Below are 23,602 nucleotides of genomic sequence, written 5' to 3' on the forward strand. Positions count from 1 at the left end.
AAATATTTGAAATTTAAGCATAAAAAATCCCGCTTGAAATTGCGGGATTATATTTAAGAGACGATGTCGTCATTTTCTTCTTCGTGGTCATCTTCGTTATCGCTTCTGCTGTAAAGATTATTTTCTTCATCGGGAAGCTGATCGGTGATTTGTTCGAAATTATCATCATCTTCAGCTCCTGGAACATCCAAACCATAAGGCATTCCGTCGTTCACATGATTCGGATTTGTAATTGGGTTTCCATCACCATCCAAAGGAATGTGTTCTTCTTTGTTGAAAATATCTTCACTCGGATTATAATCCATTTCCTCCAGTTTTCTGTCTTGTTCGTTTTTGTTATCTTCTGGTGTCATAATATTGTATTTAATGTTGATCTATTAAAGACAAAAATGAGTCCAATTTTTAAAAGAGCCAAGGAAAAAGTTAAAAGAACCAAGTTGAAGAGATTAAGTTTACAATTTTTATTCTGTAAAGCGAAAACTTAGAATCTTGAATTTATTTAAATCTCGTAGACTTCAGGATTTGCGATGCGCGGCATTTTTTCTCCTTTTGAAAAAGCAATTAAATTTTCTGCTGCCAATTTTGCCATTCCGTTTCTTGCTTCAACGGTTGCTGAACCAATATGTGGTAAAACACAAACATTTGATAATTTCAAAATAGGATCATTCTCTTCGATTGGTTCCGGATTGGTAACATCTAAACCTGCTCCCCAAATTTGCCCTGAAACTAAAGCTTCATACAAATCTTTCTGATTGTGAAAACCTCCTCTCGCTGTATTTACAAAAATTGCATTCTTTTTCATTTTTTTGAAAACAGAAGCGTCAAACAAATTACTTTGTTCAGGTTTAAAATTTGCATGAATACTCAAAACATCCGACTGCTCTATTAATTCGTCAAAAGCAACATATGTTGCGTCGAGTTCTTTTTCCGCTTCTTCATTATGGTTTCTGTTGTGGTAAATAATATTCATTCCGAAAGCTTTTTTACACTTTTCAGCCATTTCAAAACCAATTCTTCCTAAACCGAAAACACCCAAGGTTTTACCGTATAATTCCTGACCAAGCTCATACATCGGATCGAAACTCCCCCAATCGTTATCTTTTACTTTCTGAAAATAAAAACTTGCTCGTCTCGCAACCGATTGCATCAATAAAAATGCGACATCGGAAGTAGCCCGACTCAAAACATCGGGTGTATTTCCAATCGGAATATTTCTTTTTGTAGCTTCTTTAATATCAACATGATCAAAACCAACACTGAACAAAGCAATCGCTTTTACGTTTGGACATTCTTCAAAAAAATTCTGATTGTATTTATTGTGTCCTACATTAAGAATAACATCTGTGTTTTTGCAGTATTGAAGCCATTTTTCATATGATAAATCATCAGTTTCCGGAATTGTAATTTCTAAACCTGCTTCTTTCAGCATTGTAATTCCTATTTCGGGAATTCTTTTATTTATAAAAACTTTCATTATTTTATTTTTTAAAATTAAAAAACCTCACTGTTTTTAAAATGAGGTTTGTATTAATTATTATTAGATGATATTTTTGAATTCATTTAAACTAATGTTCAATTTTCATTCCGAAACAGTCTCGATTTATCATTTTAATCTGATTAACTCACCTTTCCTCTTCACAATATTTTTATAATCCCATTGAATTTCTTCGGATTTTTTGAGCCAACGTTGAATATCAGCTTTATTAATTCCATTGAAATCATTATAAAATACCGAAGCATCCTGAAATTTTTCACCTTCTATATTCAATTGTTCTTCGTTAAAAGATTTCCCACTCCAAAACATCAGGCGAATTCCTTTTTTCTGTTTACTGTAACCAACAATTGGGTTTCCATCTAAAAACCAAACAGGATGAGCATGCCAGATTTTATTTTCTGCATCATTAAGTTCTGCATCAATTAACTTAGAAAGAAAAGTACAGATTTCTTTATCTGAATCTGATTGCTTTTCATTATAATCAAGAATATCGGGATTTATCATATTATTTAATGTGATTTTAAATTGATAATATTAATAATTCAGATCATTTTACAATTAAATACAATAACCCAAATTAGTAGCGCAACACAATGTACAACAATCGAAAGTCTTGTCTGCTTTTTCATCACGAATGATTTTATTATATTAATAATCAATAAAATAAAATTTAATGCAACAACGACAAAAACTGATAAGACATCTAAGTTTGGAGTACAAGGTCCAGATTTAAATTTTCCTGAAGCGTTTATTACAACTATCGTCAATATCGCTATTACATAAAATATTATTGACTTTAGTGCATTCTTTTTTTCTTGCTTCATTGCATTCAGACTTTGCTATAAGTTACCAGAAACTGTAATAATTACTGATTCGTATTATTTAACATCGGAACAAATTTATATGCCCCAAATTCTTCCTTTTCAATTTCGGTAGGAGAAATTTTTGTAAATCTATATAAAACCTGTTGATCAGTCGGACCTAAAGGAATTACCATTTTTCCGCCTACTTTTAACTGTTTTAATAATTCTGTCGGTAAAACCGAAGCTCCACAAGTCACAATAATTTTATCGAAAGGAGCAAAAGTAGGAAGTCCGGCAAAACCATCTCCAAAACTTTGAAATTTTGGATACAAATGCATTTCTCGTAACTTCTTTTTAGAAAAATCGAAAAGATCTTTTTGTCTTTCAACAGTAAAAACCAAAGCTTTCATGGCTAATAAAACTGCAGTCTGATAACCGCAACCAGTTCCTATTTCCAATACTTTTTCTCCTTCTTTTACCTGTAAAAGTTCAGACTGCTCTGCAACAGTTGATGGATGCGAAATCGTTTGATGCGCCAAAATAGGAAAAGCCCGATCTTCATAGGCATAATCTTCAAAAATACTTTCTATAAAGAGATGTCTCGGAACTTCATTAATTGCAGCAAGTACATTTTCATCTGAAATCCCGATTCTGTGTCTGAGATATTCAACCAAATTTTTCCTTTTCCCTTTATGTACAAACGAATCATGCATTATCAGCTGGTTTAATAGTAGTTTCTACAAAAGTAAAAAAACAATCAATATTTATCAACCTAAAAACTATCATCTATTTCTTAATACCTAAAATTATTATCTTTACCAAAATTAAAAAGCTATGTTAAAAGCAGGTTTGGTTGGCGCCGGACATTTGGGAAAAATACATTTAAGACTTCTGAATCAGTCTGATAAATACGAATTTATTGGTTTTCATGATAAAGATGCAGAAAATGGCAGAAAACTGGAAGCTGAATTCGGATATAAATATTTTGAGAATTTTGATGAATTATTAGATCAGATTGAAATGTTGGATATTGTAACTCCGACACTTTATCATTACGATTATGCTTTAAAAGCCATTGAAAAAGGTCTTCATTTTTTCATTGAAAAACCCGTTACCCAAACTCTTGAGCAGGCTGAAGAAATTCTAAAAAAATGTCGTGAAAACGGTATTAAAGCGCAAGTTGGTCATGTTGAAAGATATAACCCTGCGTTTATAGGAGCAAAAGATTACATTCAGAATCCGATGTTTATTGAGATTCACCGTTTGGCAGAATTTAATCCTCGAGGAACTGATGTTTCTGTAGTTTTAGATTTAATGATTCATGATCTTGATATTTTATTGAGCGTCGTAAAATCGCCAGTGAAAAACATTCATGCAAGTGGAGTTTGTGTAGTAAGCAAAACTCCAGATATTACCAATGCAAGAATTGAATTTGAAAATGGTTGTGTTGCCAATTTAACGACTTCAAGAATATCTATGAAAGCAATGAGAAAAAGTCGTTTTTTCCAAAAAGACGCTTATGTTTCTGTTGATTTTTTAGATAAAAAAGCAGAAGTAATCCGAATGAAAGATGCGCCTGAAAACCCTACTCCATTTGATATGATTATTGAAAATGCAGAAGGAGAAAAAAATCAGATTTTATTTGAATATCCGAGTATCCAGCCGAATAATGCGATTTTAGATGAATTAAATTCTTTTGCAGATGCTATTATTGAAGTAAAAAATGTAGAAGTTTCTTTGGAAGACGGAACTGAAGCGTTGAAAGTGGCTTTGAAAATTATGGAATTAATCAGCTAAAAAATAATAATCAATCTATTCCGATAATTTTAATTATTTTGCCAAAAATATAAATAATGGAAAAATCTCCTTTCGAAGAGTTTGAAGAGCTGAGAATCGACAATACTTCTAAACTTTTTCTGACAGAAACAGCAAGATGGGCAACATTTTTAGCAATTTTAGGCTACATTGGTATTGGTTTAATGGTTTTGGTGGCAATTTTTGTTTTGATAATTGGTTCATCCGTAAGTATGGGACCTTTTAGTGGCGGAACATTAATCTCGTTGTTTTATTTTGCACTTGCAGCATTTTATTATTTACCAATTAATTTCTTGTACAGATTTTCATCTAATATGAAAGAAGCTTTGCGTACAAATAATCAGGCTAACCTCACCAAGTCATTTGAGTATTTGAAATCTCACTATAAATTTATTGGAATCCTTACCATCGTTTTATTTGGGCTATACATACTTTTGATTATTGGCACAATCATTACTGGTTTTGGCAGTTACCTATAGATTAAAATTTTTATATTTGAATATACATCCTTCTTGCTTAAGAAGGATTTTTTTAAACAAAATATTATGAAAAAAATAATTTTGCTCTTTTTTTTAATTTCGACATTTAGTTTTGGACAAAAATTGAGTGTACACGATAAAATCAATGTAGTTCTTTTGAACAAAAAAGCTACAGTAGGAATTTCTGTACTCAGTTTTGAAAATGGATTTAAATATAATAGAAATGCAGACAGAAAACTTCCGACTTTAAGTGTTTTTAAATTTCATATTGCAGCTGCAGTTTTAGATTTGGTCGATCAGGGAAAATTATCTTTATACCAAAAAGTAGTCTTAAAAGAATCTGAATTATTGTCAAAAACTTGGTCGCCGATAAAAGAAAAATATCCAACCGGAGATATTGAATTGACTTTAGGTGAAATCATCGATTACACCGTTGCATTGAGTGATAACAACGGATGCGACAAATTATTAAAAATGATTGGCGGAACAAAAACCGTTCAGAAATTTATGGATTCTAAAGGTGTGAAAGGTTTTCAGATAAAAGTAAATGAAGACGAGATGCATAAAGATTGGAAAAATCAATATAAAAATTACAGCACAACAGAATCTGCCGTAAATCTTCTAAAAACCTTTTATGACGGAAAACTTCTTTCAAAAAAATCCACTGATTATTTAATGAAAATTATGCTCGGAACAAAAACAGGGACTAATAAATTGGTTGAGCAACTTCCGAAAAGCACACCTGTAGCTCACAAAACGGGATCTTCAGGGAAATATGACAATGATTTAACCGTCGCCGAAAACGATATGGGTATTGTTACTTTACCGAATGGCAAACATTATGCAATAGCAGTATTTGTAAACAATTCTACGGAAACAGATGAAGTGAATTGTAAGATCATTTCAGACATTTCAAAGATTGTCTGGGATTATTTTAATAAGTAAAATTTAAAGCTTAATTTTAAAACCATCAAAATGAAAAAGATATTTTTAACTCTGGGAGTTTTTAGCTGCGTATTTTTTTATGCACAAAAAAGTGAAAACTTCTATGAAATTAGTTACAACAGTATTTGTTGCGGTACCCCTTCAACAGCTCCGGTAATGAATTATATCGAAGCTTTTAAAACCAAAAACAAAGGAAAAGAAATTGAAGTTTTCAGACAATCTGGTTTGGGAAGAGAAGGCGAATTCAGATTATATATAGGAATTGACACTTTATCGAAAAGTAAGAAAAAAAAGTTTGTAACCGGTCTTGAAGCTGCCGTAAATTCACAAAATAATACGAGAAACCAAAGCAGTGACGGAACAGTAAATTTCCAAAGTACAGAGTTTGTAAAAAAGGAAGATTTAAAAAAAATAAATAATCTAACTGTATATAATAAAAAAGAAAAATTAAAATGATCAAAAACATTGTCGTTATCGGAGCCGGAACCATGGGAAATGGTATTGCACATACTTTCGCACAAAGCGGTTTTAGTGTAAACTTGGTAGATGTTTCTCAGGAGGCTTTAGACAGAGGTTTGAAAACGATTACAACCAACCTTGACAGAATTATTGCAAAAGGAAATCTTACAGAAGAACAAAAAGCAGAAACTTTAGGAAATATCACCACTTTTACACAACTGAAAGATGCAGTAACAAACGCAGATTTGGTGGTAGAAGCTGCAACAGAAAATCAAGATTTGAAGCTGAAAATTTTCGCTCAAATGGATGAATTTGCTCCTGAAAACTGCATTTTATCAACCAATACTTCTTCAATTTCTATTACTAAAATTGCTGCAGCAACAAAAAGAGCAGATAAAGTAATCGGAATGCACTTTATGAACCCCGTTCCCATCATGAAACTGGTAGAAATCATCAAAGGATATTCTACTTCAAAAGAAACTTTTGACTCAATCTACGAAATGAGCAAAACGTTAGGAAAAGTTCCGGTTGAAGTAAACGATTATCCGGGTTTTGTAGCAAACAGAATTTTGATGCCAATGATTAACGAATCTATCGAAACACTTTACAATGGAGTTGCAGGAGTTGAAGAAATCGATACAGTTATGAAATTAGGAATGGCTCATCCGATGGGACCGCTTCAATTGGCAGATTTTATTGGTCTAGACGTTTGTTTAGCAATTCTAAATGTAATGTATGACGGTTTTAAAAATCCTAAATATGCACCAAATCCACTATTGGTAAATATGGTAATGGCCGGAAAATTAGGCGTGAAATCAGGAGAAGGTTTCTACGATTATTCTGAAAATAAAAAAGCAGAGAAAGTAGCGAAAATGTTTGCAAAATAGATTTTAAATTATGAGTTGTGAGTTATAAATTATAAATTTGGGTATCAAACCTGTAACTATAACCTAATAACTTTCATCTTGTTAAAATTTAAAGAAAAATATATCCAAATAACAATGGTCATCATTACTTTAGTGATGACCATTTTGCGTTTTTTACTGAATGAAAAAGGGCGTGTAACTCCCGATGGACTAAGATTCATGAGATCAGCTCATATTTTCCCGGAAATCGATAACACGATTACGCCTTTAGGATACATTCTGAGCATTAAATTTTTTACTTTCTTCGGTTTAGATGAATTTTGGAGCAGTAAACTGGTAGGCATTTTTTCATTTTTACTTATTATTTTAATTGCAAAAAAAACAAACTTTTATTTACGGGAAGTTATTACTACCTGTTCCCTATTTGGTTTTGTGAGTGTTTTTGCGGCAACATTCAGTGAGACTTTAACCCTATTTTCTATATTTATTCTATTATACATTGCTCATTTGATTATAAAAGAAAGACTTACAAATAAAAAAGCACTTCTTTATTTATCGCTGGGTTTAATTTTAATTTTTAATATTCGATACAGCGCACTTTTTATTATCGGAGCTACAGGATTATTTGGTTTACTGAGTTTTAAAAAAAATTATGGAAAAACATTTGTTTTATCTGCTATTTTCGCCGGATTCTATATTATTTTCTATAAATTTCTATTCATTGATTATTTTAATAAAAATTATGTTGATGATTTTTTGGAAATAGGCTTAAAACCAACATCACTTTTGCTTACGGAATTTGAACAAGGTTTAGCAACAAGTTTTAATCCTTTTGTACACATCTCAAATCCGGGAGGCGGAATCATCAATTGGGGAATTTACGGAATTGGATTTTTCAATATTTTACTAATTGCTTTCCTGTTTATCAGAACAAAACTTTCAGAAACCGAAAAATATATGATTCTAATTGGTTTTTCGGGAATTGTATGCTCGTTTTTAATCCAATATTTCTATTCAACAGATGCTTTAGGGTATCGTTTATTATGTCCTTTTACCTTTCCTATTTGGTTGGTTTATTTTAAAAAATTATTTAATATTTTCGGAACAAAAATTTATCTTATCGGAGCTTTAAGTCTTTTAACAGGATTCGCTTTTACTTGGCTTTCAAAAGGAAATTATCTTCAAAACAGAAAAGAAATTTCAAATTATTTAAGAACTGAAAAACTGGATAAAGTTCCTTTAAAATTTTATGTGAAAGATCTTGAAGACCTAGAAAATGTTCAGATTTCTGAATTGATTGGTACTGTAAATTCAGATATTGATTTCACTTTTAAAGCAGAAGACACCTTAAAAAAATCAACGTTAACGCCACATAAAGTTTTACAAAAAATTAAGCTCGACAAGAACAAATACCAATAATTTTATTATCTTTGATTTTAAAGTTAAAACAATAAAAAAATGAAATTACCAAAGTTTTTATTAGCAGACAATTCGGAATTTCCTGAAGATTTATTCGTAGTTCATACAGAATATCCAAGATTCATCTTAAATGTTGAAGAAGAGGAAGTAGAATGGCTTGATGATTTGGAAGGTGACGACGAAGAAACTATGGCAGACGAAGCTACAAAAGTAGTGGAAGCAGCTTTCAAATGGTGCGACGAAGAGTTGGCTAAGTACGACGAAGAAGAGGAAGAATAAGAAAATTACTCATAAAAAAAGGAACTCAGTTTGAGTTCCTTTTTATTTATATTTTATTCAGATTTATTGAATTTTAATAGCAATAAATTATCCTGATATAATTCTAAAGTAGTTCCTGAAACAACATATTTATTGGCTTTTTGCATCATATCTAGGAAGTTTTTCTCTACACTCATATTATCACAAGCCATTTTTGTAGATCCCATTCCTGAAGGTGTAAACTGTCCTGAAGCTGTTTCCATTACCACTGAACCGAAATATCTGTTACAACCTGCATTTCCGTTTACTTTTGAGCCTTCGATATTCAATGTAGGAGCTTGCCCTTTTACGTTATCTGCTAAAGTCCATTTTGTATTGGCAATCGATGGTTGCGCTTTACCAACTTTAGATGATGACGAAGTTTGCATTGTTCCGCACGATGCAACAAGAGCCATTGCGAATATTCCTAAAACTATATTTTTCATGTTACTTTTTGATTTAATCCAAATTTACGGAAATTATTAATAGTGACATTCTAAAAACAATTTTTATGTTAAATTCACTTTTAATTATTTAATCTTGATGAAATGCTTTTTAAAATTCTCGGCATCTTCATCTTTTTTAAAATTAAACCCAATAAGATTTGCATGTCCCATTTTATAATCACTACTCACTAATAAGAATACTTTTTTTCTAAGGTTTTGGTCTAAAGTGCTCATTCCAATACTTTTTCGCTTTTCGTTAATATTTTCTACCAAAGTATTTCCTTTTGCATTCCTTTTCTCAGGATAAAACCATTCATGTACGTAGCAGCAATCTGCTTTTTCCAACATTTTTTCTATATTATCATGTGGTCTTTCAGGATTTCCATCATTTTTAAAGAACTGCATAATGTCAAAATGTTTTGATGTATAACTATCTTTTCCATTATTTAAATCTAAAAGAAATGCCGCATTTTCAGGAGTAATTTTTCCTTTGTTTAAAGCTTGTATAATTTCATCTGAAAAATTGACAACTTGCGGGCTGTACAAATTAGTTGCTAACTGATGCCAGATAAAATAAAAATTTTGGAAAAACACCAAGTTCGCAGAACTTAATCCTAAATTGTATTCATTGGGAAATCCTTTTTTCTGAATTAACTGCAAAAGTTTTGTACTTGTAATACTGTCATTCTTGGTAATCTCTTTTTTATATTTCGCATAATTTCCACCGGAAAGTTTTCTGTAATGCTGGTCAGTGGCAAACAATTCATCCAGTTGTTTTCTGTAATCCTCATCAAACTTATTTGTGCATTTCAGTTTCTTATAATTTTCATGGTTTGGAAAATTCACTGAAAGAAATTTATCTTCAAATTTGTAATTCATACAATTCAAAGAATGATAATGTTTAAAAGCATTTTCATAATCCTTTTTATTCAATAGAACTATCATGTGATTGTACAGATCATTCGCATGAGGTTCATTAAAGCTTTTAAAAGCCTTTCGATAATAAAAATCAGAACTATCTAAATCATTTGTCACAATTTTATCTTCAGCCGAATTTATAGCCTCAAAATAACTTATTAATTTCTTATTAGTAAGTTCACGATTTTGGGAATGGGAAGCAGCGAAAAGAAGCAGAAAAATAAGTACAGTAAATGATTTCATATAATCTTGGTATTAGCTTAAAACAAAAAAAACGGACAAATGCCCGTTCTATTGTGTGAAAAAAATATTTTCTTATCCTCTCAATTCTGCGTTAAACTCTTTTTGGAAAGATTTAATTAAAGAATCCATTACGTGAGAAATTTCTTTCTCTTCCAAAGTTTTTTCTTCGTTTAATAATTCAAAACTCATTGCGTAAGACTTCTTACCTTCCGGAAGATTTTTCCCTTCATACACATCAAAAAGATTAATATTTTTAATGAAAGGAGATTTGTTCTTTTTAGCCGTTTGATACAATTCCTGATATGTAATATTTTTATCAATCAATAATGCTAAATCTCTTCTTATTTTGTTGAATTTAGGAATATCTTTAAATTTCAATTCATTCTTAGAACGCAATTTCTGAGCAAATTCCAACTCGATTTCCGCATAGAAACATTCTTGGTCTACATCGAAATCTTTCAACATTTGAGGAGCCACTTTTCCGATTCTCACTAAAGTTTCACCTTCAGTTTCGTAAGCAATTGCATCGGAAAATCTTTCGTCGTCCAAAGCAATTTCTTTATAATTAATTGCCAATCTTTCCAACAAAACTTTCACATATGCTTTCAAGTTATAGAAATCTGTTGCAGATTTTGGCTGCAACCAGTTTTCGGCAACATTTCTTCCTGAAACTAAGATAGCAAGCTGTTTTCTTTCTTCGTAAACCTCTTTTTTATGATAAATTTTACCAAACTCAAAGAACTTAATATCCTGATTTTTCCTGTTGATATTGTACACTGCATTCTGCAAAAGGCCTTCCAATAAAGACTTTCTCATAAATGCCAAATCTCCGCTTAATGGGTTTAATAATTTTACAGCATCCGTTTCATCTTTTACAGAAGTCAAAGAATTGTTCATTACTTCGTTGAAACCTAAACTCTGTAAAGTTCTCGCCCAAGAATTTTCCAATTCATCCTGATCATTTGCACTTAATTTTACGGGCGTAAAAGATATTTTTTGCGGAGCATCAATTTTATTGTAACCGTAGATTCTTAAAATCTCTTCAATCACATCAATTTCTCGCGTTACATCTGCTCTGTAAGCCGGAACAGAGATTTCAAAACCATTCTGAATTTCATTTAAAACCTGAATTTCAAGTGCTTTTAAAATTTCTTTTACCTTTTCTCTGTGAATTTTTGTCCCTAAAATCTGTTCGATTTTTGAAAATCTGATGATGACGTAATTGTCTTCAATTTTCTTAGGATATTCTTCCAATAAATCCCCTACCAACTTTCCTTCTGCCAATTCTTCAATCAATTTGATCGCGTGAGTAATGGCAGTTCTTGTAATATTCGGGTCAACTCCTCTTTCAAATCTGAAAGAAGCGTCTGTATTTAAACCATGGAATTTTGCTCCTTTTCTTACCGCAACCGGATTAAAATAAGCACTTTCCAGGAAAATAGTTTTCGTATCAGCAGAAACTCCAGAATTGGCACCACCAAAAACTCCGGCAATACACATCGGGTTATCCTGACCGTCTTTAATAATGATTTCAGAACCGTTCAACGTTCTTTCAACACCATCTAAAGTCGTGAATTTTGTTCCTTCAGCAACGGTCCCAACTTTTACTTTTTTGTCTGCAATCTTATCTGCATCAAAAGCGTGAAGCGGCTGACCTAAACCGTGAAGAATATAGTTTGTAATATCTACAATATTGTTAATTGGGCTTAAACCGATTGCTTTCAATCTGTCTTTTAACCAAGACGGAGAATCTGCAACTTTTACGTTTTCGATTACAGCACCAATGTATCTTGGCGTTAATTCTGTATTTTCAACTTCAAGTGTGAAGCTATTAGAACCTTCGTTGTTTAAAGCAACAGAAGAAACTTTTTGGAAATCAGATTTTTGTTGGTTAGTAGAAAGAAAAGCGTGAAGATCTCTTGCAACACCGTAATGAGACATTGCATCAGTTCTGTTGGGAGTTAAACCAATTTCAAGAACTTCGTCATTTGTCAATTCAAAAAAATCTGCAAAGTTTTTCCCGACTTCATATTTGGTTTCGTCTAACACCATGATTCCGCCGTGGTCGTCGCTTAAACCCAACTCGTCTTCAGCGCAGATCATTCCCTGAGAAACCTCACCTCTGATTTTAGCTTCTTTAATTTCGAAAAAACTTCCGTCTTTAGCATAAATTTTAGTCCCAACTACAGCAACAGGAACTGTTTGTCCTTCTGCAACATTCGGAGCTCCGCAAACGATGTTTAAAACTTTTCCGTTTCCTACGTCTACAGTAGTTTTGTTTAATTTATCAGCGTTCGGATGTTTCTCACACGTCAAAACTTTTCCTACAACGATGCCTTCAAGACTTCCTTTTACACTTTCAAACTTTTCTATTCCCTCAACTTCAAGACCGATATCCGTAAGAAATTCGCCGATTCTCTCTGTTTTCAGTTCTGTTTTGATGTAGTCTTTCAGCCAGTTGCTTGATATTTTCATTCGTAGAAATTTTTAGATTTAATCTTCAGGTTCTGTATTCATCATTATAAACAACAATAAAACACACCTGAATTTTACGTCTACAAATGTCGTGTTTTTTTAAGAAATACCGAAATCCAAAAAGGTTAAAAAAATCATATAAAAGCTTATTTGGATTGAGGAAAAACTATTATTGGACAAACCTCAATTAAATAAGTTTATTTGGAATTTTATTCAAAGGCGCAAAGATTTTATCTTTGATGAATTGATGAGCTTACTGCACTTTTTTTGAATATCGTCCCAAATTGGGAAAGTCTCCCCAACAATAGGTTTGCTTCGTCCCAACTTGGGAAACCTTCCCCGAAAAAAATTTTACAGTATCTTGTCTTGGGAAAACGTCTCTACAAAAAGTGTTGACTTATCCCAAATTGGGAAATCTTGCAGCTAAAGTAGTTTGCCAAAACTGCATATTTAAGATTTGAAATTCAATGGATTGTTTTACCTTTGAAATTAAAGTAAAATAACTTTGACCAATGAGAAAAGATGAATTTTTAAAACTATTTTGATAATGCGTCAATACAAAGAATATATCAAGGACGATCCAAACTTCAAGAAACTTTTTGAAAATGCAGCAATGATTGTTGGACATGTTTATGAAACTGCATATTGCATTAATAAATTAACAAAAGAAGAATTTTGTATTTTTGAATTTCTCGAAGACCCGTCTTGCAGTATTGTAGGAGAAAACAATGATTGGTGTTTAATCGGTGGGAATGTTTTGATACTAAAAACCTTAGTTGACAATACTTTGAGATTAGTAGGTGACTTTAAACAAATATTTGATTTAAAATATATTGATGCCTACACTGCTCAAATTTTAACAGATCCTTGGTCAGAAAATTCTGAAATTTGGCAAATTTCATTTGACGTAAATAAATTTACACAACCATTAACTTTATCGAAGATACGAGACTTCAAAGAATACTTTGACAAACCATACTCAGAAAATATAAAATGGTAAAACAAAGCCTTATGTAGTGGTTTTATACTTATCGCCCCACTGCATCACTTTTCTTGAAAGCATCCACTTTCAGATACTCATCATTTTCCTCTTTTTTCTTTTTATCTGAAATTAAAATTCCGAAAAGGTGGTCGATTTCGTGCTGGAAAATAACGGCTGTAAAACCTTCTACCATTTCTGAAAATTTCTGTCCTTTTAAATCGACATATTCCAGTTGAATCACTTTACTTCTGTAAAACTGATCTCTAAATTCGGGAATCGACAAATCACCTTCCGGACCGAGATTCTGCAATTCTGATCTCCAAGTAATTACTGGATTTAAGAAATATTCTAACGGTTCACCTTGTTTATCAAAACGCTGTACCCAAATTACTTTTCTGTTGATTCCGACTTGCGGGGCGGCAATTCCTACTCCACCGTCAGTTGATAGAAGCGATTCTTTCATTCTTTTAACTAAAGTTGCTGTAGTAGGATCTTTTGGATCAATTTCTGTTGAAACATTTAATAAAGTTGTATGTTGATGAGAATCTGTTGTCTGATAAATCGGTAATGCAGTATTGATGTCGCCCTGATTAATCAAAGAAATTTCAGATTTCGTCAATTTTTGAGCGTTAATGAAAACGATTAAGAATATGAAGAGTAAAGAGATTTTTTTCATTTTTATAGAATGTTGAACAAAGATAAAGATGTTTTTAAGTTTTGGCTAAAGCCAATGAATCTTTTTCGAATAAAAAAACGGGCTAAAGCCCGTTTCTATTGAATACAAAATGTTTTTTAAAGTAAATTGAGCAAATCAAGCAGATAAAAAAATCTGCAAAATTTCCGTAATCTGCGTGAAATTAAAATTGGTTCTTTTATTTTTTTCTAGGGCTCTTTTCCTAATAAGTTTTCGTCATATCCGCCGGAATAATCAGGTTAAAATCTGTTGGGATATATTCTTTCTCGGGAACTTTTAATTCAGCATCTTCAGATTCAAAAACAGAGATAACTGCCATTTTCAGGTTGGGATTTTTCTGTTTGATGTACCAATAAATGCCACCAAATTCCTTACTGTGAAAATTTCCGTTGTAATGGATAAATGTTTTTCCGGGTTGCAGATTTTTCAGAATAGATTCAGCCATTGTAGCATCTTTTATTGCCTGAGCAGAAATAAAATTCATCACTTTGGTTCCTTCTGCATGATCACCCATCATTTTTTTCATTTCAGGATAACCGGGAGTATCTAAGGTAACATTAATCGGCAATTGAGCGATATAAGATTTTTCTCTTTCACTTAATTTATTTAATGATTCCAAACCTTCTTTTGCGGTTTGTGAAGCATATTTTCTCGGAACATTGGTTGCAATAAAGTTCAGGTTTTTGTCTTTAGCAAAATCAACCAAAGGTTTGTAATCTGTGGTGTAATTATTCCAAAGACGGACAGAATCTTTCAAGCTTTTTGATTCAATTTTTCCTGCAAGATATTTATTCAACTGTGGCTGATTATCTCTTTCAAACATTTCAGCACCCAAAGTAATCTGTTTATTTTTCTGACTGTATAAACCTTCTGTTACCTTTAACTGTAGCCAGTGAACAATCGAATTATTGTGAAGTTCACCAAAGAAAACAACGTCATAATCTGCAAGTTGCTTTACCAATTTTTCTGTTTTAACGGTTTTACCTTTTTTGTTATAAAACTGATAAGGTTTAAAATTCTGTGCATTGATGACAGAAAAACCGAAAACTAATATGGCTATAAATATATTTTTCATTTTTAAATTTTGATTTTTTTAAACACGAATAACATGAATGGTTTTCACAAATATCACAAATTTTAATCGAATTAAAAACTTGTTGGTTTTTCGCAAAGGCGCAAAGTTGTTTTTAATGTTTATTATTTTTTTAAGGCGCAAGAAAATCAAAGATTTTCAGCAAGTAATTCATTAATCAAATTAAGTAAATATGCAGTTTTAAATTTTATCTTCGATAAAATCTTTGCGCATTAAAACTTAAATTTAGAAAAACTCTTGCGCCTTTGCGTTTTCCAACACAATAATAATACTATCAAACAATTGGAAATTTACAAATTTGTGTTATTTGTGAAAAATATTTGTGCAATTAGTGTTAATATACAAAAAAGACCGCTTTGAATCTACAAACAAAACGGTCTTCATCAAATCATTTAATTATTATGCTTCAAGATTTGCTACCAAATCTTTCCATTCCTGAAGTTCAGGAATTCCCGGTTTTCTTTTTCCGAAAAGCTGTACAATGAATTCTCCTTCTTTGTTAAATACTTCAATTGCTGTTACTTCTCCGTCCTCCGTTGGTTTTTTCACGATCCAGACTTCAGCGATTTTTGTTACATCTAAATGCAAATTGAAATCAGGATCCATCACATTAAACCATTGTTGGTGCCACATTGTTTTTTTCACTTCACCCGTGTGAATCTGGATAATTCCTCTATTTCCGACAAAAACCATGATTGGTAAACTCTTTTCAGAAGCTTCTTCTAAAACATTTACTACTTTTGAAGAATCGATTTTTTGAGTATAACCTTCAGGAGCCAATCTCAGAGCCTGTGTTCTTGAAACACCGAATTTTCTGGTCATCATAAAGAAATCATGCGTGTCTTTTAATTCTGTCCAAGCTTTTTTGAAACCTTCCGCATCAATTTCTGAATCTGCTTTTTCAGGGGCTTTTGGAGCAACCGCTTCAAATTCAAAAGCTTCAGCTTGATTTTCAGCTGTAAATTGAACTACGATAGGATCGAAAGCTTCAACATTACTGTCTTTGGTTAAATATATTTTGTGAAGTGCTAAACCGTCTTTACCGAAAAACTGAAGGCTTTTTCTGTCACCTTCAACTACCGCAAAAGCAAAATTCCAATGATTTTGGAAGATTCTTAAGTCGATATCTTCACCTACGAAAAGCTGTGCATGAGGACTGCTGAAATCTCCATTTAAGTACGTTCCTTTTCTTTCGTGAACACATTCGTCGTTTCTTGTCAAGGCCATTACTTTTCCTAATTTTTCAACTTCTGTTAAGATGTTGGCAAATTCAGGTTTTAAAACAGTAACTCCTTCTCCTACGTTAGTTAATAATAATTCTGCTTCACTTACTCCTAATTGTTCAGCGGCATTTCTTATTCTCAAATGTGGGTTTTCTACTTTCAGAGCTTCCCATTTTTCTTTCAAGTCGTTAACTATTGTATTCATTTTATTTATTTTTTTATGGTTAAAACTGTATATAATCTTGTGACGGTTTCGTTACCTGCTTTACTTTTTACCTGTTCTTCTTTTTCAGAGATTTTCATTCTTTTAAAATGACTTTTAGAAACTGTTTCTTCCATTTCATCTGAATTATAAAGCGTAAAATTAAATTGGGTGAAAGGTAGAGTTTCCATAAAATCCCTCTGCCCAAAAGTGAGAACAAATGTTCCGTTATCTTTTAGAACTCTGTAAATTTCATTTAAATATTCAACAGGTTCTTTCCAAAAATAAGCAGTGTTTACGGTAAATATTTTATCGAAAGTTTTATCTTCAAAGGGAAGTTTCGTTCCTTCATACAAAACAAATTCAGCCTGATTTTTAAATTCTTTATTTAATCTTTTGGCTTCATTATGCATCGTTTCAGAAATATCAATTCCGGTATAGTGTATATTTTGAGCTAAATGCAAAAGGCTTTTGACGTGGGCTGCATTTCCGTGACCAATTTCCAGAATACGTTCTTCATCCTCAATCAATAAGGTGTGGATGCTTTCTAAGGTCATTCCGATATTGGTGGCATTCATCATTTCACCAATCTCAATACCCTTTTCACCTTGCGGATTACCAAGGTTTTGAGCTAATATTTTTAAATCTTTTTCTTCCATTTATCCAAAAATAATCATTGGGTTTTTAGTAATCGGATGGTCGCAAATTGTACAAGGAAAGTTGTACGCTGTGGTGATATTTTCAGCAGTGAAAACCTCTTCCGGAGTTCCATAAGCAGAAACCTGGCCCGATTTCATTAATAAAATTTTATCTGCATATTGAGCTGCAAGATTCAAATCATGCAAAACTACAACCGCCGAATTTTCATTCTTTGTGAAATTTTTGATGATTTCCAAAGCTTTGTATTGATGTTTTATATCTAAATTATTTAAAGGTTCATCCAGAAAAAGCAATTTCTGAGTAACCTCATTATCCAACTGAGCCAAAACTCTCGATAAGTGAACACGCTGTTTTTCACCACCCGACAAAGTATTGTATTCTCTGTCTTTCAGATGATAAACATCGGTTTCGTACATCATTTTGTTCATCGCTTCATGATCTTCCTTTTTCGGCTGAGAATCAAAATAAGGATAACGTCCCATCATCACGACATCTTTCACTTCCAAAGGAATATCGTTTGAGTTGTGCTGAGAAAACTTCGCTTTATGTTTAGAAAGTTCGGCAATTTTCCAGTCTCTGATGTTTTTATCTTTAAATAAAATATTGTGATTGGTTTTCACTTCATTCGCCAAAACACTTAAAAGACTCGATTTTCCTGCTCCGTTTGGACCGACAATGGCTAAAAATTCACCGAAACCTAAAGAAACATCCACCTCATTAAGAATATGAAAGTCTTTAAATTTATAACTGATTTGTTTTGCCTTAATCATTAGATTGACTTTTTAAATTTCAACAAAATAGCAATGAAAATAGGTGCTCCCATCATTGCCGTTAAAATTCCGATGGGTAATTCTGAAGGCTCAACAATACTTCTGCTAATCGTATCGGCTGTCAATAATAAAATACTTCCGAAAATAGCTGATAACGGCAAAATAAAATTGTAATTTGATTTAAATAAAAGCCTTAAAATATAAGGTACAATCAACCCAACAAAACCGATCGTTCCGGAAAATGCAACGCAACTTCCAATCATTAATGATACGATGATGACGATTTGTTTTTTTAATCTTTCCACATTAATTCCTAAATGCTGTGCATCTTTTTCGCCCAACATCATTGCGTTTAAGGCCTTTCCTTTAGGTAAAAGAATTGAATAGGAAATAATTAAAATGACGGTTAAGATAATATTCTTCGTCCATGTTGCAGCGGCTAAACTTCCCATGTTCCAGAACGTTAAATCTCTCAATTGGTCATCTTTAGAAATAAAAATAAGAAACCCTACGATTGAAAAACCGATCGCGGTAATAGCAACACCCGATAAAAGCATCATTACCACATTGGTTTTACCATCGCTTGTAGAAATTTTGTACACCAGCATCATTGCTAAAAGCGAACCTACGAAAGCGGCAATCCCGACAAGCGAAAATTGTACTGCTTCAGGAAGGTACTCTCTGAAATATCCTCCTAAAACAATCGTAATTGCTGCCATTAAAGTCGCTCCCGCAGTAAGCCCAATCAAATCTCCTGTCGCCAAAGGATTTCTGAATAAACCCTGCAAACTTGTTCCCGAAACCGAAAGCATACTTCCAATAATGATTGCCATTACAATTCTGGACGCTCTCACCTCCCAAACGATATATTTGTCGCTTAAAGATAAATCGGTATCTCCCTTTATTACTTTTCCTAAAACTTCGAAGGCAGATTTTCCGCCAAAATCATATACCCCTGTATTAATAGACCATACTGCTATAAGAAAAAGCAGTATGGAACTTAATGTAATGTATAAATATAATTTACTTTGCGTTTTCAATTAAAAGTTTGTTTAATGAAACTGCAGCCTCTCCTACTCTTGGTCCGAAACCTGAAATCAGACCTCCGTCCATAGCAATTACTTTTTTGTTTTTTCCGGCGTTGGTTTGTGAAACTCCCGGCATTTTTAAAGCACCTTCGATTCCACCTGAGCTTTCCAATCCGCTAGAGAAGAAAAATAAAACATCTGGATTTGCTTTTACAACTGCTTCCGGAGTTAATGGCTTGAAATCTTCAAAATCATTCACTGCATTTTCACCTCCTGCAAGAGCAATCATTGCTGCCATTGGTGTATTTTTACCTGAAACCATCATCATATTCCCTCTAGAATAAATGAATAATACTTTTGGTTTTTTAGCAATTGGCTGAACCTGCTTGATGTCAGCATCAATTTTATCGTTTAATTTCTGATAATCTGTATTCCCAATTGCTTTTGCAACATCAGCAATTAATTTTTTGGTTCCTTCAACGGTATAATCTTGTTTAAAAGTTTCAGTTTTAATTCCTGAAGCTTTGATTTTACCCATCAATTCAGGATTAATATCTTTATCTGAAGCTAAAATCAAAGTCGGAGAAACTGCCATAATTGGCTCAATTGTAATTGATCTCACATGACCTAAATTTTCTGAAGATTTCTTTAAAGATTCAGGATATGTACTGGTAACATCTGTTGCAACGATTTCTTTTTCGTGACCTAAAGCGGCAACGATTTCTGTAATTCCGCCGTTTAATGTTACTATTTTATGGTTTGATTTTGGAGCTTCTGCCACAAGTTCATTTCCTTTTTCTGTAGGTTTTTGTACTTCTTTTTGGCAAGAATAGACTGCCATTAAAACAGAGGCTACAAGTATGAATTTTTTCATTTTTATTTTTTATCTGATTTATTTTACAATTATAAAGGTTTGTACTCAAACTGTGGGAAACCTCTTTCACCAGAAATACTTGTAATTCTTGTAAATCTTAATTTAAAGTAATATCCGTCTGCATCTTTAATTACATAGAAACGGTCACCAAAAACTTCAAGCCCATTTGTACCGACAGGATTTCTCCAATTTGAACCTATAACTCTATGATCGTTGTAGATAAATTTAGACTGCTCAATACTTTCCACTTTAAAATTGTTATACGCTTCAATTCCTGAAGCTGGAGAAGGAATTACCACTTCATAAGCACCTACCCCACCAACATTATTATTGTTTACAAAGTCTGCGTAAATGTAGCTTCCTGCTCCTGTAATGATATTGGTAAATACTGTAAAGCAAAGATCCCAGTTTTTCTTTTCAGGTTGAATAAAAACTTCTTTGTTATTCTTTAAACTTACAAAATTATAATTGTAAGCTGTGTTTTTATAAACTGTAAGTTCTTTGTGCGTTGTAGCATTCAATTCTGCATATTTTACGGTATAACCTGCACCAGCTCTTACAACCTGAACTTTCATCCAACCTCTGTTATCACCTCCTGTAGCAACTGAACCTACAGGAACCGATCCATTGTATATTTCTTTTCCTAGATTAACTAAATAAATACCGTTCTCTGCATCATTAACTTTAATACCTTCAATAGCAGTATAGCCAGATGGAAAATTACCTTTCACATCATCAATATAAGCTACATTAGCTTCATTAAAATTAGCGACCTGTACTTGGTCTTTTAGCGCAGTCACACTTGATTCAGTCACAGCATCAATATTAGTAGCCCCAACAATTTTTCCAGCAGCCATCATAATAGATGAGTTTAAAATTACTTTAAACTCGTTTCCTGAATAAAATGCCAAATCCCAATCAGTTCTTTTAGTTAAAACCTCTTCCTTTTTACTCAAATCATACCAAACCTGGTTCGGCTGTGTAGCACCGCCAACGTTTGCATCGATGATAGAACCTTCTACAGGTGGTACAGCTACAGCATCTTCGTTATCGTTGATACAAGACTGTGAAATAAATGAAGCGCCTACTAAAAGGCAAAAAAGTATTTTTTTCATTTTAATTCTTATTAAAAATTATAATTTAAACGAGCAAAGTAGCTTCTTCCGTAGAATAGATTTTGCATATCTGCACCTGCATTATGAGCTCCTCCGGAATTGATTGTATTTCTAACCGATGAAACATCAAAAATATTCTTTATTCCTAAACTTAATTCTAAATGATTATTGAAGAATGGTTGTGTAAGTGTAAAATTCAACATATTAAAGTCACCAACCTCACCTAAGATATACTCTGGTGTGGCACCAGGATTTTGTTCAAATTTTTGTGTAAACTGTTTTCTAACTCCAGTATATTTATAATATAATGCGAATAGAGTTTTTGTTTTATCTAATGTATAATTGGCCGCAAGATTTGCTTCGGTGTAGAAATTATAGTCATTAGGTGAAATTACAGCTCCTGAAATCAACTCCTGAGAAATCCCCATTACAGAAACACCCGCATTTAAAGAGAAATTATTTTTTTTAACCGTTAAACCTCCACCAAATACAAGTGATTTATAATTATTAATGTTCAAATAAGATAATCTCAAAGGTTGATTATTTACTACTACATTTTCTATTCTGTTTTTTACATCAAGGTACATTGCTGATAAGCTTACATTAAATTTCCAAGCGTTCACAGCAGGCATATTGTAATCATAAAATAGTCCGAAAGAATAACCGGTTTCCGGTTTTAGATTTTCATTTCCTCGGATATCGTGATTATTGTCTACTACATATGTGTATAGTTCTTCATAAGTAGGAAATCTGTTTGAAGACCCAAAAACAGCTCTTACATCAGATCTTGAAGTTGTATTATACCTTGCCGTTAAAGAGTAGTTATATTGTGAATCAAATTTATCGCTTAGTGCCATTCTCACTCCTGGACGTAATGAAAACTTATCGTCTAATTTCCATTCTGCAGAAAGGAAGTTGGCGTAATTGAAGATAGATCTCTCTATATTAAGTCCATTATTATTAAATTGAAAAGTTGATGACCCAGCAAATCCACTGGTATTGTCAAGCTCATATCCCAACTGAAAATTGATTTTTTCGTTATCTAAGAAATTACTGAACATTCCTCGAGAGTAAAATACTTTGGTTTCATAATAGGTATTTTTTTCGTCTCTTGAAATTTCATTTCTATTGGGAACATCATAAATATAATTTTGAGACTTTCTTTCTTGAGTCTGATAAGAAAAATCACCTAAATAATTGATTCTTGAACCCAATTTAGTTTGAATATTAAACTGGTGAATCCATCTTTTTGTAAAATAATCTTTGTCTTCTGAAACAAAAGTTCTTTCACCCCCTCCTAAAGGATAATCTGTGATTCTAGGATCTCTAAAATTGATTTCTTCCGTAAGAAAATTCACTTTATAAAAGAATGAAGTATTTTTTTTAGAATAACGAATTGCAGCATTTCCCGTGAGTTGATCTTTTGGAAGCCATTCATATCCTCTTTTTAAATCGTTATTTAAATTAAAATATTTATATCCATTTAAATCACCTTTATAACCTTGAAAATCGTTATGATTAATATCGGCAGTTAAAGACCAATTATCTGAAAGTTTAAAACCTAAATTTAAAGCCTGAATATGTCTTCCGTTACCTTTTTTGAACCAGTCATAATCTTTTCCTACTGTTTCTTCCTGTAATGATAAAAGTGCTGTAACCTTTTTGGAGTAATTTTTCTTTGTAATAATATTGATTACACCTGCAACTGCATTATTACCATATTCTACACCCATTGCACCTTTTACAATCTCTATACGCTCTATATTATTTACATTGATTTTACTTAAATCGATTTGGTTCCCCATTCCTTGATCACCAACTACAGGAATATTATCAATCAGTACTTTCGTGTAAGAAGAGCCTAAACCCATAATTCTTGCACTAGAATCACCGTTTCCGCTATTGGGTTCGATTAATATATTAAGATTTTGGTTAAGAACTTCGGCTGCCGTAGTCACAGCCATATTTTTGATTTGCTGCGCATCAATCACCTCAACCTTATAAATTGATTTGTTGATTGATTGCTGCATATATTGTCCGGTAATGACAACTTCTTCTATTTTCTTCTGATTGAGAGAATCTTTTTCCTGTGCATTAATCCAAAAAATAGCGGATAAAGACACAACAGAAAGCACTTTCTTCTTCATAAACTCAAAATTTTGCGACAAATATAGCGCTTTATTTAGAATAGTTAAAAATAAATAACTATTTTTGCAACATGATTTTAAGCATAATTGATAGGATTATTAAAAATTTGATAATGATAATTCGAGCTTAATATAATATTTGTTCTTTGTTCCG

At 32.3% G+C, this 23,602-nt stretch carries 24 protein-coding genes; 8 read left to right on the forward strand and 16 right to left on the reverse strand.

The genetic code is table 11. The features are described 5' to 3' along the window. Positions 1 to 53 precede the first annotated feature (53 nt). From OEA66_RS02725 to OEA66_RS02740, 4 genes are all read right to left on the reverse strand, one after another. Positions 54 to 353, reverse strand: coding sequence for a hypothetical protein (locus OEA66_RS02725; RefSeq protein WP_267279912.1), 300 nt, complete (start codon positions 351 to 353; stop codon positions 54 to 56). A 146-nt stretch (positions 354 to 499) separates the two neighbouring features. Further along, positions 500 to 1,474 (reverse strand): 2-hydroxyacid dehydrogenase, encoded by a 975-nt coding sequence (locus tag OEA66_RS02730; RefSeq protein ID WP_267279913.1) that lies wholly within the window; start codon positions 1,472 to 1,474, stop codon positions 500 to 502. Between the two features lie 129 nt (positions 1,475 to 1,603). After that, positions 1,604 to 1,999 carry a DUF1801 domain-containing protein gene (locus tag OEA66_RS02735; protein WP_267279914.1) on the reverse strand — a complete coding sequence of 132 codons (396 nt, stop codon included), beginning with the start codon at positions 1,997 to 1,999 and terminating at the stop codon, positions 1,604 to 1,606. Between the two features lie 361 nt (positions 2,000 to 2,360). Continuing rightward, the gene (locus OEA66_RS02740; RefSeq protein WP_267279915.1) at positions 2,361 to 3,011 is read right to left on the reverse strand and encodes a protein-L-isoaspartate(D-aspartate) O-methyltransferase; all 651 of its coding nucleotides are present in this window, start codon (positions 3,009 to 3,011) and stop codon (positions 2,361 to 2,363) included. A 121-nt stretch (positions 3,012 to 3,132) separates the two neighbouring features. On the opposite strand from OEA66_RS02740, the gene OEA66_RS02745 reads away from it, so the two are divergent. From OEA66_RS02745 to OEA66_RS02775, 7 genes are all read left to right on the forward strand, one after another. Beyond that, positions 3,133 to 4,095 carry a Gfo/Idh/MocA family protein gene (locus OEA66_RS02745; protein ID WP_267279916.1) on the forward strand — a complete coding sequence of 321 codons (963 nt, stop codon included), beginning with the start codon at positions 3,133 to 3,135 and terminating at the stop codon, positions 4,093 to 4,095. A gap of 56 nt (positions 4,096 to 4,151) precedes the next feature. Continuing rightward, positions 4,152 to 4,592 carry a DUF5362 family protein gene (locus OEA66_RS02750; protein ID WP_267279917.1) on the forward strand — a complete coding sequence of 147 codons (441 nt, stop codon included), beginning with the start codon at positions 4,152 to 4,154 and terminating at the stop codon, positions 4,590 to 4,592. Positions 4,593 to 4,658: 66 nt separating this feature from the next. Beyond that, on the forward strand, positions 4,659 to 5,537 hold the full coding sequence (bla-A, locus tag OEA66_RS02755) for a CGA/CIA family class A beta-lactamase (RefSeq protein ID WP_267279918.1): 879 nt from the start codon (positions 4,659 to 4,661) through the stop codon (positions 5,535 to 5,537). 30 nt (positions 5,538 to 5,567) lie between these two features. Then, a complete protein-coding gene (locus OEA66_RS02760; protein ID WP_267279919.1) occupies positions 5,568 to 5,993 on the forward strand; it encodes a hypothetical protein in 426 nt (141 codons plus the stop codon). Beyond that, positions 5,993 to 6,883, forward strand: a complete 891-nt coding sequence (locus OEA66_RS02765; protein ID WP_267280073.1) for a 3-hydroxybutyryl-CoA dehydrogenase — start codon at positions 5,993 to 5,995, stop codon at positions 6,881 to 6,883. The genes OEA66_RS02760 and OEA66_RS02765 overlap by 1 nt, the downstream gene beginning before the upstream one ends. Before the next feature lie 114 nt (positions 6,884 to 6,997). Continuing rightward, the gene (locus tag OEA66_RS02770) at positions 6,998 to 8,281 is read left to right on the forward strand and encodes a hypothetical protein (RefSeq protein WP_267279920.1); all 1,284 of its coding nucleotides are present in this window, start codon (positions 6,998 to 7,000) and stop codon (positions 8,279 to 8,281) included. A 39-nt stretch (positions 8,282 to 8,320) separates the two neighbouring features. Beyond that, positions 8,321 to 8,560 (forward strand): DUF8828 family protein, encoded by a 240-nt coding sequence (locus OEA66_RS02775; RefSeq protein ID WP_007845674.1) that lies wholly within the window; start codon positions 8,321 to 8,323, stop codon positions 8,558 to 8,560. Positions 8,561 to 8,613: 53 nt separating this feature from the next. Here OEA66_RS02775 and OEA66_RS02780 read toward each other — a convergent pair whose 3' ends face one another. From OEA66_RS02780 to pheT, 3 genes are all read right to left on the reverse strand, one after another. Then, positions 8,614 to 9,024, reverse strand: coding sequence for an META domain-containing protein (locus OEA66_RS02780; protein ID WP_267279921.1), 411 nt, complete (start codon positions 9,022 to 9,024; stop codon positions 8,614 to 8,616). Positions 9,025 to 9,108: 84 nt separating this feature from the next. Continuing rightward, positions 9,109 to 10,185: a hypothetical protein gene (locus OEA66_RS02785; protein ID WP_267279922.1), complete on the reverse strand. Its 1,077-nt coding sequence runs from the start codon at positions 10,183 to 10,185 to the stop codon at positions 9,109 to 9,111. Between the two features lie 72 nt (positions 10,186 to 10,257). Then, complete coding sequence (pheT, locus tag OEA66_RS02790; RefSeq protein ID WP_267279923.1) at positions 10,258 to 12,660, reverse strand: phenylalanine--tRNA ligase subunit beta; 2,403 nt, start codon at positions 12,658 to 12,660, stop codon at positions 10,258 to 10,260. Between the two features lie 547 nt (positions 12,661 to 13,207). Between pheT and OEA66_RS02795 the strand changes: the two genes are divergently transcribed. After that, complete coding sequence (locus OEA66_RS02795; protein WP_267279924.1) at positions 13,208 to 13,660, forward strand: hypothetical protein; 453 nt, start codon at positions 13,208 to 13,210, stop codon at positions 13,658 to 13,660. A gap of 28 nt (positions 13,661 to 13,688) precedes the next feature. Here OEA66_RS02795 and OEA66_RS02800 read toward each other — a convergent pair whose 3' ends face one another. The 9 genes from OEA66_RS02800 to OEA66_RS02840 all read right to left on the reverse strand — a co-directional run bounded on the left by OEA66_RS02800 (position 13,689) and on the right by OEA66_RS02840 (position 23,448). Beyond that, positions 13,689 to 14,318 carry a peptide deformylase gene (locus tag OEA66_RS02800; RefSeq protein WP_267279925.1) on the reverse strand — a complete coding sequence of 210 codons (630 nt, stop codon included), beginning with the start codon at positions 14,316 to 14,318 and terminating at the stop codon, positions 13,689 to 13,691. Positions 14,319 to 14,538: 220 nt separating this feature from the next. Further along, on the reverse strand, positions 14,539 to 15,411 hold the full coding sequence (locus tag OEA66_RS02805; protein WP_267279926.1) for a ChaN family lipoprotein: 873 nt from the start codon (positions 15,409 to 15,411) through the stop codon (positions 14,539 to 14,541). Positions 15,412 to 15,828: 417 nt separating this feature from the next. Then, on the reverse strand, positions 15,829 to 16,857 hold the full coding sequence (locus tag OEA66_RS02810) for a hemin-degrading factor (protein ID WP_267279927.1): 1,029 nt from the start codon (positions 16,855 to 16,857) through the stop codon (positions 15,829 to 15,831). A gap of 5 nt (positions 16,858 to 16,862) precedes the next feature. Then, positions 16,863 to 17,513 (reverse strand): class I SAM-dependent methyltransferase, encoded by a 651-nt coding sequence (locus tag OEA66_RS02815; RefSeq protein WP_267279928.1) that lies wholly within the window; start codon positions 17,511 to 17,513, stop codon positions 16,863 to 16,865. After that, a complete protein-coding gene (locus OEA66_RS02820; protein ID WP_267279929.1) occupies positions 17,514 to 18,284 on the reverse strand; it encodes a heme ABC transporter ATP-binding protein in 771 nt (256 codons plus the stop codon). It abuts the gene before it with no gap. Beyond that, the gene (locus tag OEA66_RS02825; protein ID WP_267279930.1) at positions 18,284 to 19,324 is read right to left on the reverse strand and encodes a FecCD family ABC transporter permease; all 1,041 of its coding nucleotides are present in this window, start codon (positions 19,322 to 19,324) and stop codon (positions 18,284 to 18,286) included. The genes OEA66_RS02820 and OEA66_RS02825 overlap by 1 nt, the downstream gene beginning before the upstream one ends. Then, positions 19,308 to 20,186: a heme/hemin ABC transporter substrate-binding protein gene (locus tag OEA66_RS02830; RefSeq protein ID WP_267279931.1), complete on the reverse strand. Its 879-nt coding sequence runs from the start codon at positions 20,184 to 20,186 to the stop codon at positions 19,308 to 19,310. The genes OEA66_RS02825 and OEA66_RS02830 overlap by 17 nt, the downstream gene beginning before the upstream one ends. 29 nt (positions 20,187 to 20,215) lie before the next feature. Further along, positions 20,216 to 21,301 (reverse strand): HmuY family protein, encoded by a 1,086-nt coding sequence (locus OEA66_RS02835; RefSeq protein WP_267279932.1) that lies wholly within the window; start codon positions 21,299 to 21,301, stop codon positions 20,216 to 20,218. Between the two features lie 11 nt (positions 21,302 to 21,312). Then, positions 21,313 to 23,448, reverse strand: coding sequence for a TonB-dependent receptor plug domain-containing protein (locus tag OEA66_RS02840; protein WP_267279933.1), 2,136 nt, complete (start codon positions 23,446 to 23,448; stop codon positions 21,313 to 21,315). Positions 23,449 to 23,602 lie beyond the last annotated feature (154 nt).

Origin of the sequence: Chryseobacterium luquanense (genome assembly GCF_026460945.1) — a bacterium.
Classification (GTDB): domain Bacteria; phylum Bacteroidota; class Bacteroidia; order Flavobacteriales; family Weeksellaceae; genus Chryseobacterium; species Chryseobacterium luquanense.

Bases quoted from the DNA above. Each gene is read 5' to 3' on its own strand.
- OEA66_RS02780 (WP_267279921.1), bottom strand. From the start codon at position 9,024: ATGAAAAATATAGTTTTAGGAATATTCGCAATGGCTCTTGTTGCATCG.
- OEA66_RS02730 (WP_267279913.1), bottom strand. From the start codon at position 1,474: ATGAAAGTTTTTATAAATAAAAGAATTCCCGAAATAGGAATTACAATG.
- OEA66_RS02775 (WP_007845674.1), top strand. From the start codon at position 8,321: ATGAAATTACCAAAGTTTTTATTAGCAGACAATTCGGAATTTCCTGAA.
- OEA66_RS02815 (WP_267279928.1), bottom strand. From the start codon at position 17,513: ATGGAAGAAAAAGATTTAAAAATATTAGCTCAAAACCTTGGTAATCCG.
- OEA66_RS02830 (WP_267279931.1), bottom strand. From the start codon at position 20,186: ATGAAAAAATTCATACTTGTAGCCTCTGTTTTAATGGCAGTCTATTCT.
- OEA66_RS02840 (WP_267279933.1), bottom strand. From the start codon at position 23,448: ATGAAGAAGAAAGTGCTTTCTGTTGTGTCTTTATCCGCTATTTTTTGG.
- pheT (WP_267279923.1), bottom strand. From the start codon at position 12,660: ATGAAAATATCAAGCAACTGGCTGAAAGACTACATCAAAACAGAACTG.
- OEA66_RS02810 (WP_267279927.1), bottom strand. From the start codon at position 16,857: ATGAATACAATAGTTAACGACTTGAAAGAAAAATGGGAAGCTCTGAAA.
- OEA66_RS02760 (WP_267279919.1), top strand. From the start codon at position 5,568: ATGAAAAAGATATTTTTAACTCTGGGAGTTTTTAGCTGCGTATTTTTT.
- bla-A (WP_267279918.1), top strand. From the start codon at position 4,659: ATGAAAAAAATAATTTTGCTCTTTTTTTTAATTTCGACATTTAGTTTT.
- OEA66_RS02805 (WP_267279926.1), bottom strand. From the start codon at position 15,411: ATGAAAAATATATTTATAGCCATATTAGTTTTCGGTTTTTCTGTCATC.
- OEA66_RS02820 (WP_267279929.1), bottom strand. From the start codon at position 18,284: ATGATTAAGGCAAAACAAATCAGTTATAAATTTAAAGACTTTCATATT.
- OEA66_RS02835 (WP_267279932.1), bottom strand. From the start codon at position 21,301: ATGAAAAAAATACTTTTTTGCCTTTTAGTAGGCGCTTCATTTATTTCA.
- OEA66_RS02795 (WP_267279924.1), top strand. From the start codon at position 13,208: ATGCGTCAATACAAAGAATATATCAAGGACGATCCAAACTTCAAGAAA.
- OEA66_RS02735 (WP_267279914.1), bottom strand. From the start codon at position 1,999: ATGATAAATCCCGATATTCTTGATTATAATGAAAAGCAATCAGATTCA.
- OEA66_RS02750 (WP_267279917.1), top strand. From the start codon at position 4,152: ATGGAAAAATCTCCTTTCGAAGAGTTTGAAGAGCTGAGAATCGACAAT.
- OEA66_RS02785 (WP_267279922.1), bottom strand. From the start codon at position 10,185: ATGAAATCATTTACTGTACTTATTTTTCTGCTTCTTTTCGCTGCTTCC.
- OEA66_RS02725 (WP_267279912.1), bottom strand. From the start codon at position 353: ATGACACCAGAAGATAACAAAAACGAACAAGACAGAAAACTGGAGGAA.
- OEA66_RS02740 (WP_267279915.1), bottom strand. From the start codon at position 3,011: ATGCATGATTCGTTTGTACATAAAGGGAAAAGGAAAAATTTGGTTGAA.
- OEA66_RS02745 (WP_267279916.1), top strand. From the start codon at position 3,133: ATGTTAAAAGCAGGTTTGGTTGGCGCCGGACATTTGGGAAAAATACAT.
- OEA66_RS02770 (WP_267279920.1), top strand. From the start codon at position 6,998: ATGGTCATCATTACTTTAGTGATGACCATTTTGCGTTTTTTACTGAAT.
- OEA66_RS02800 (WP_267279925.1), bottom strand. From the start codon at position 14,318: ATGAAAAAAATCTCTTTACTCTTCATATTCTTAATCGTTTTCATTAAC.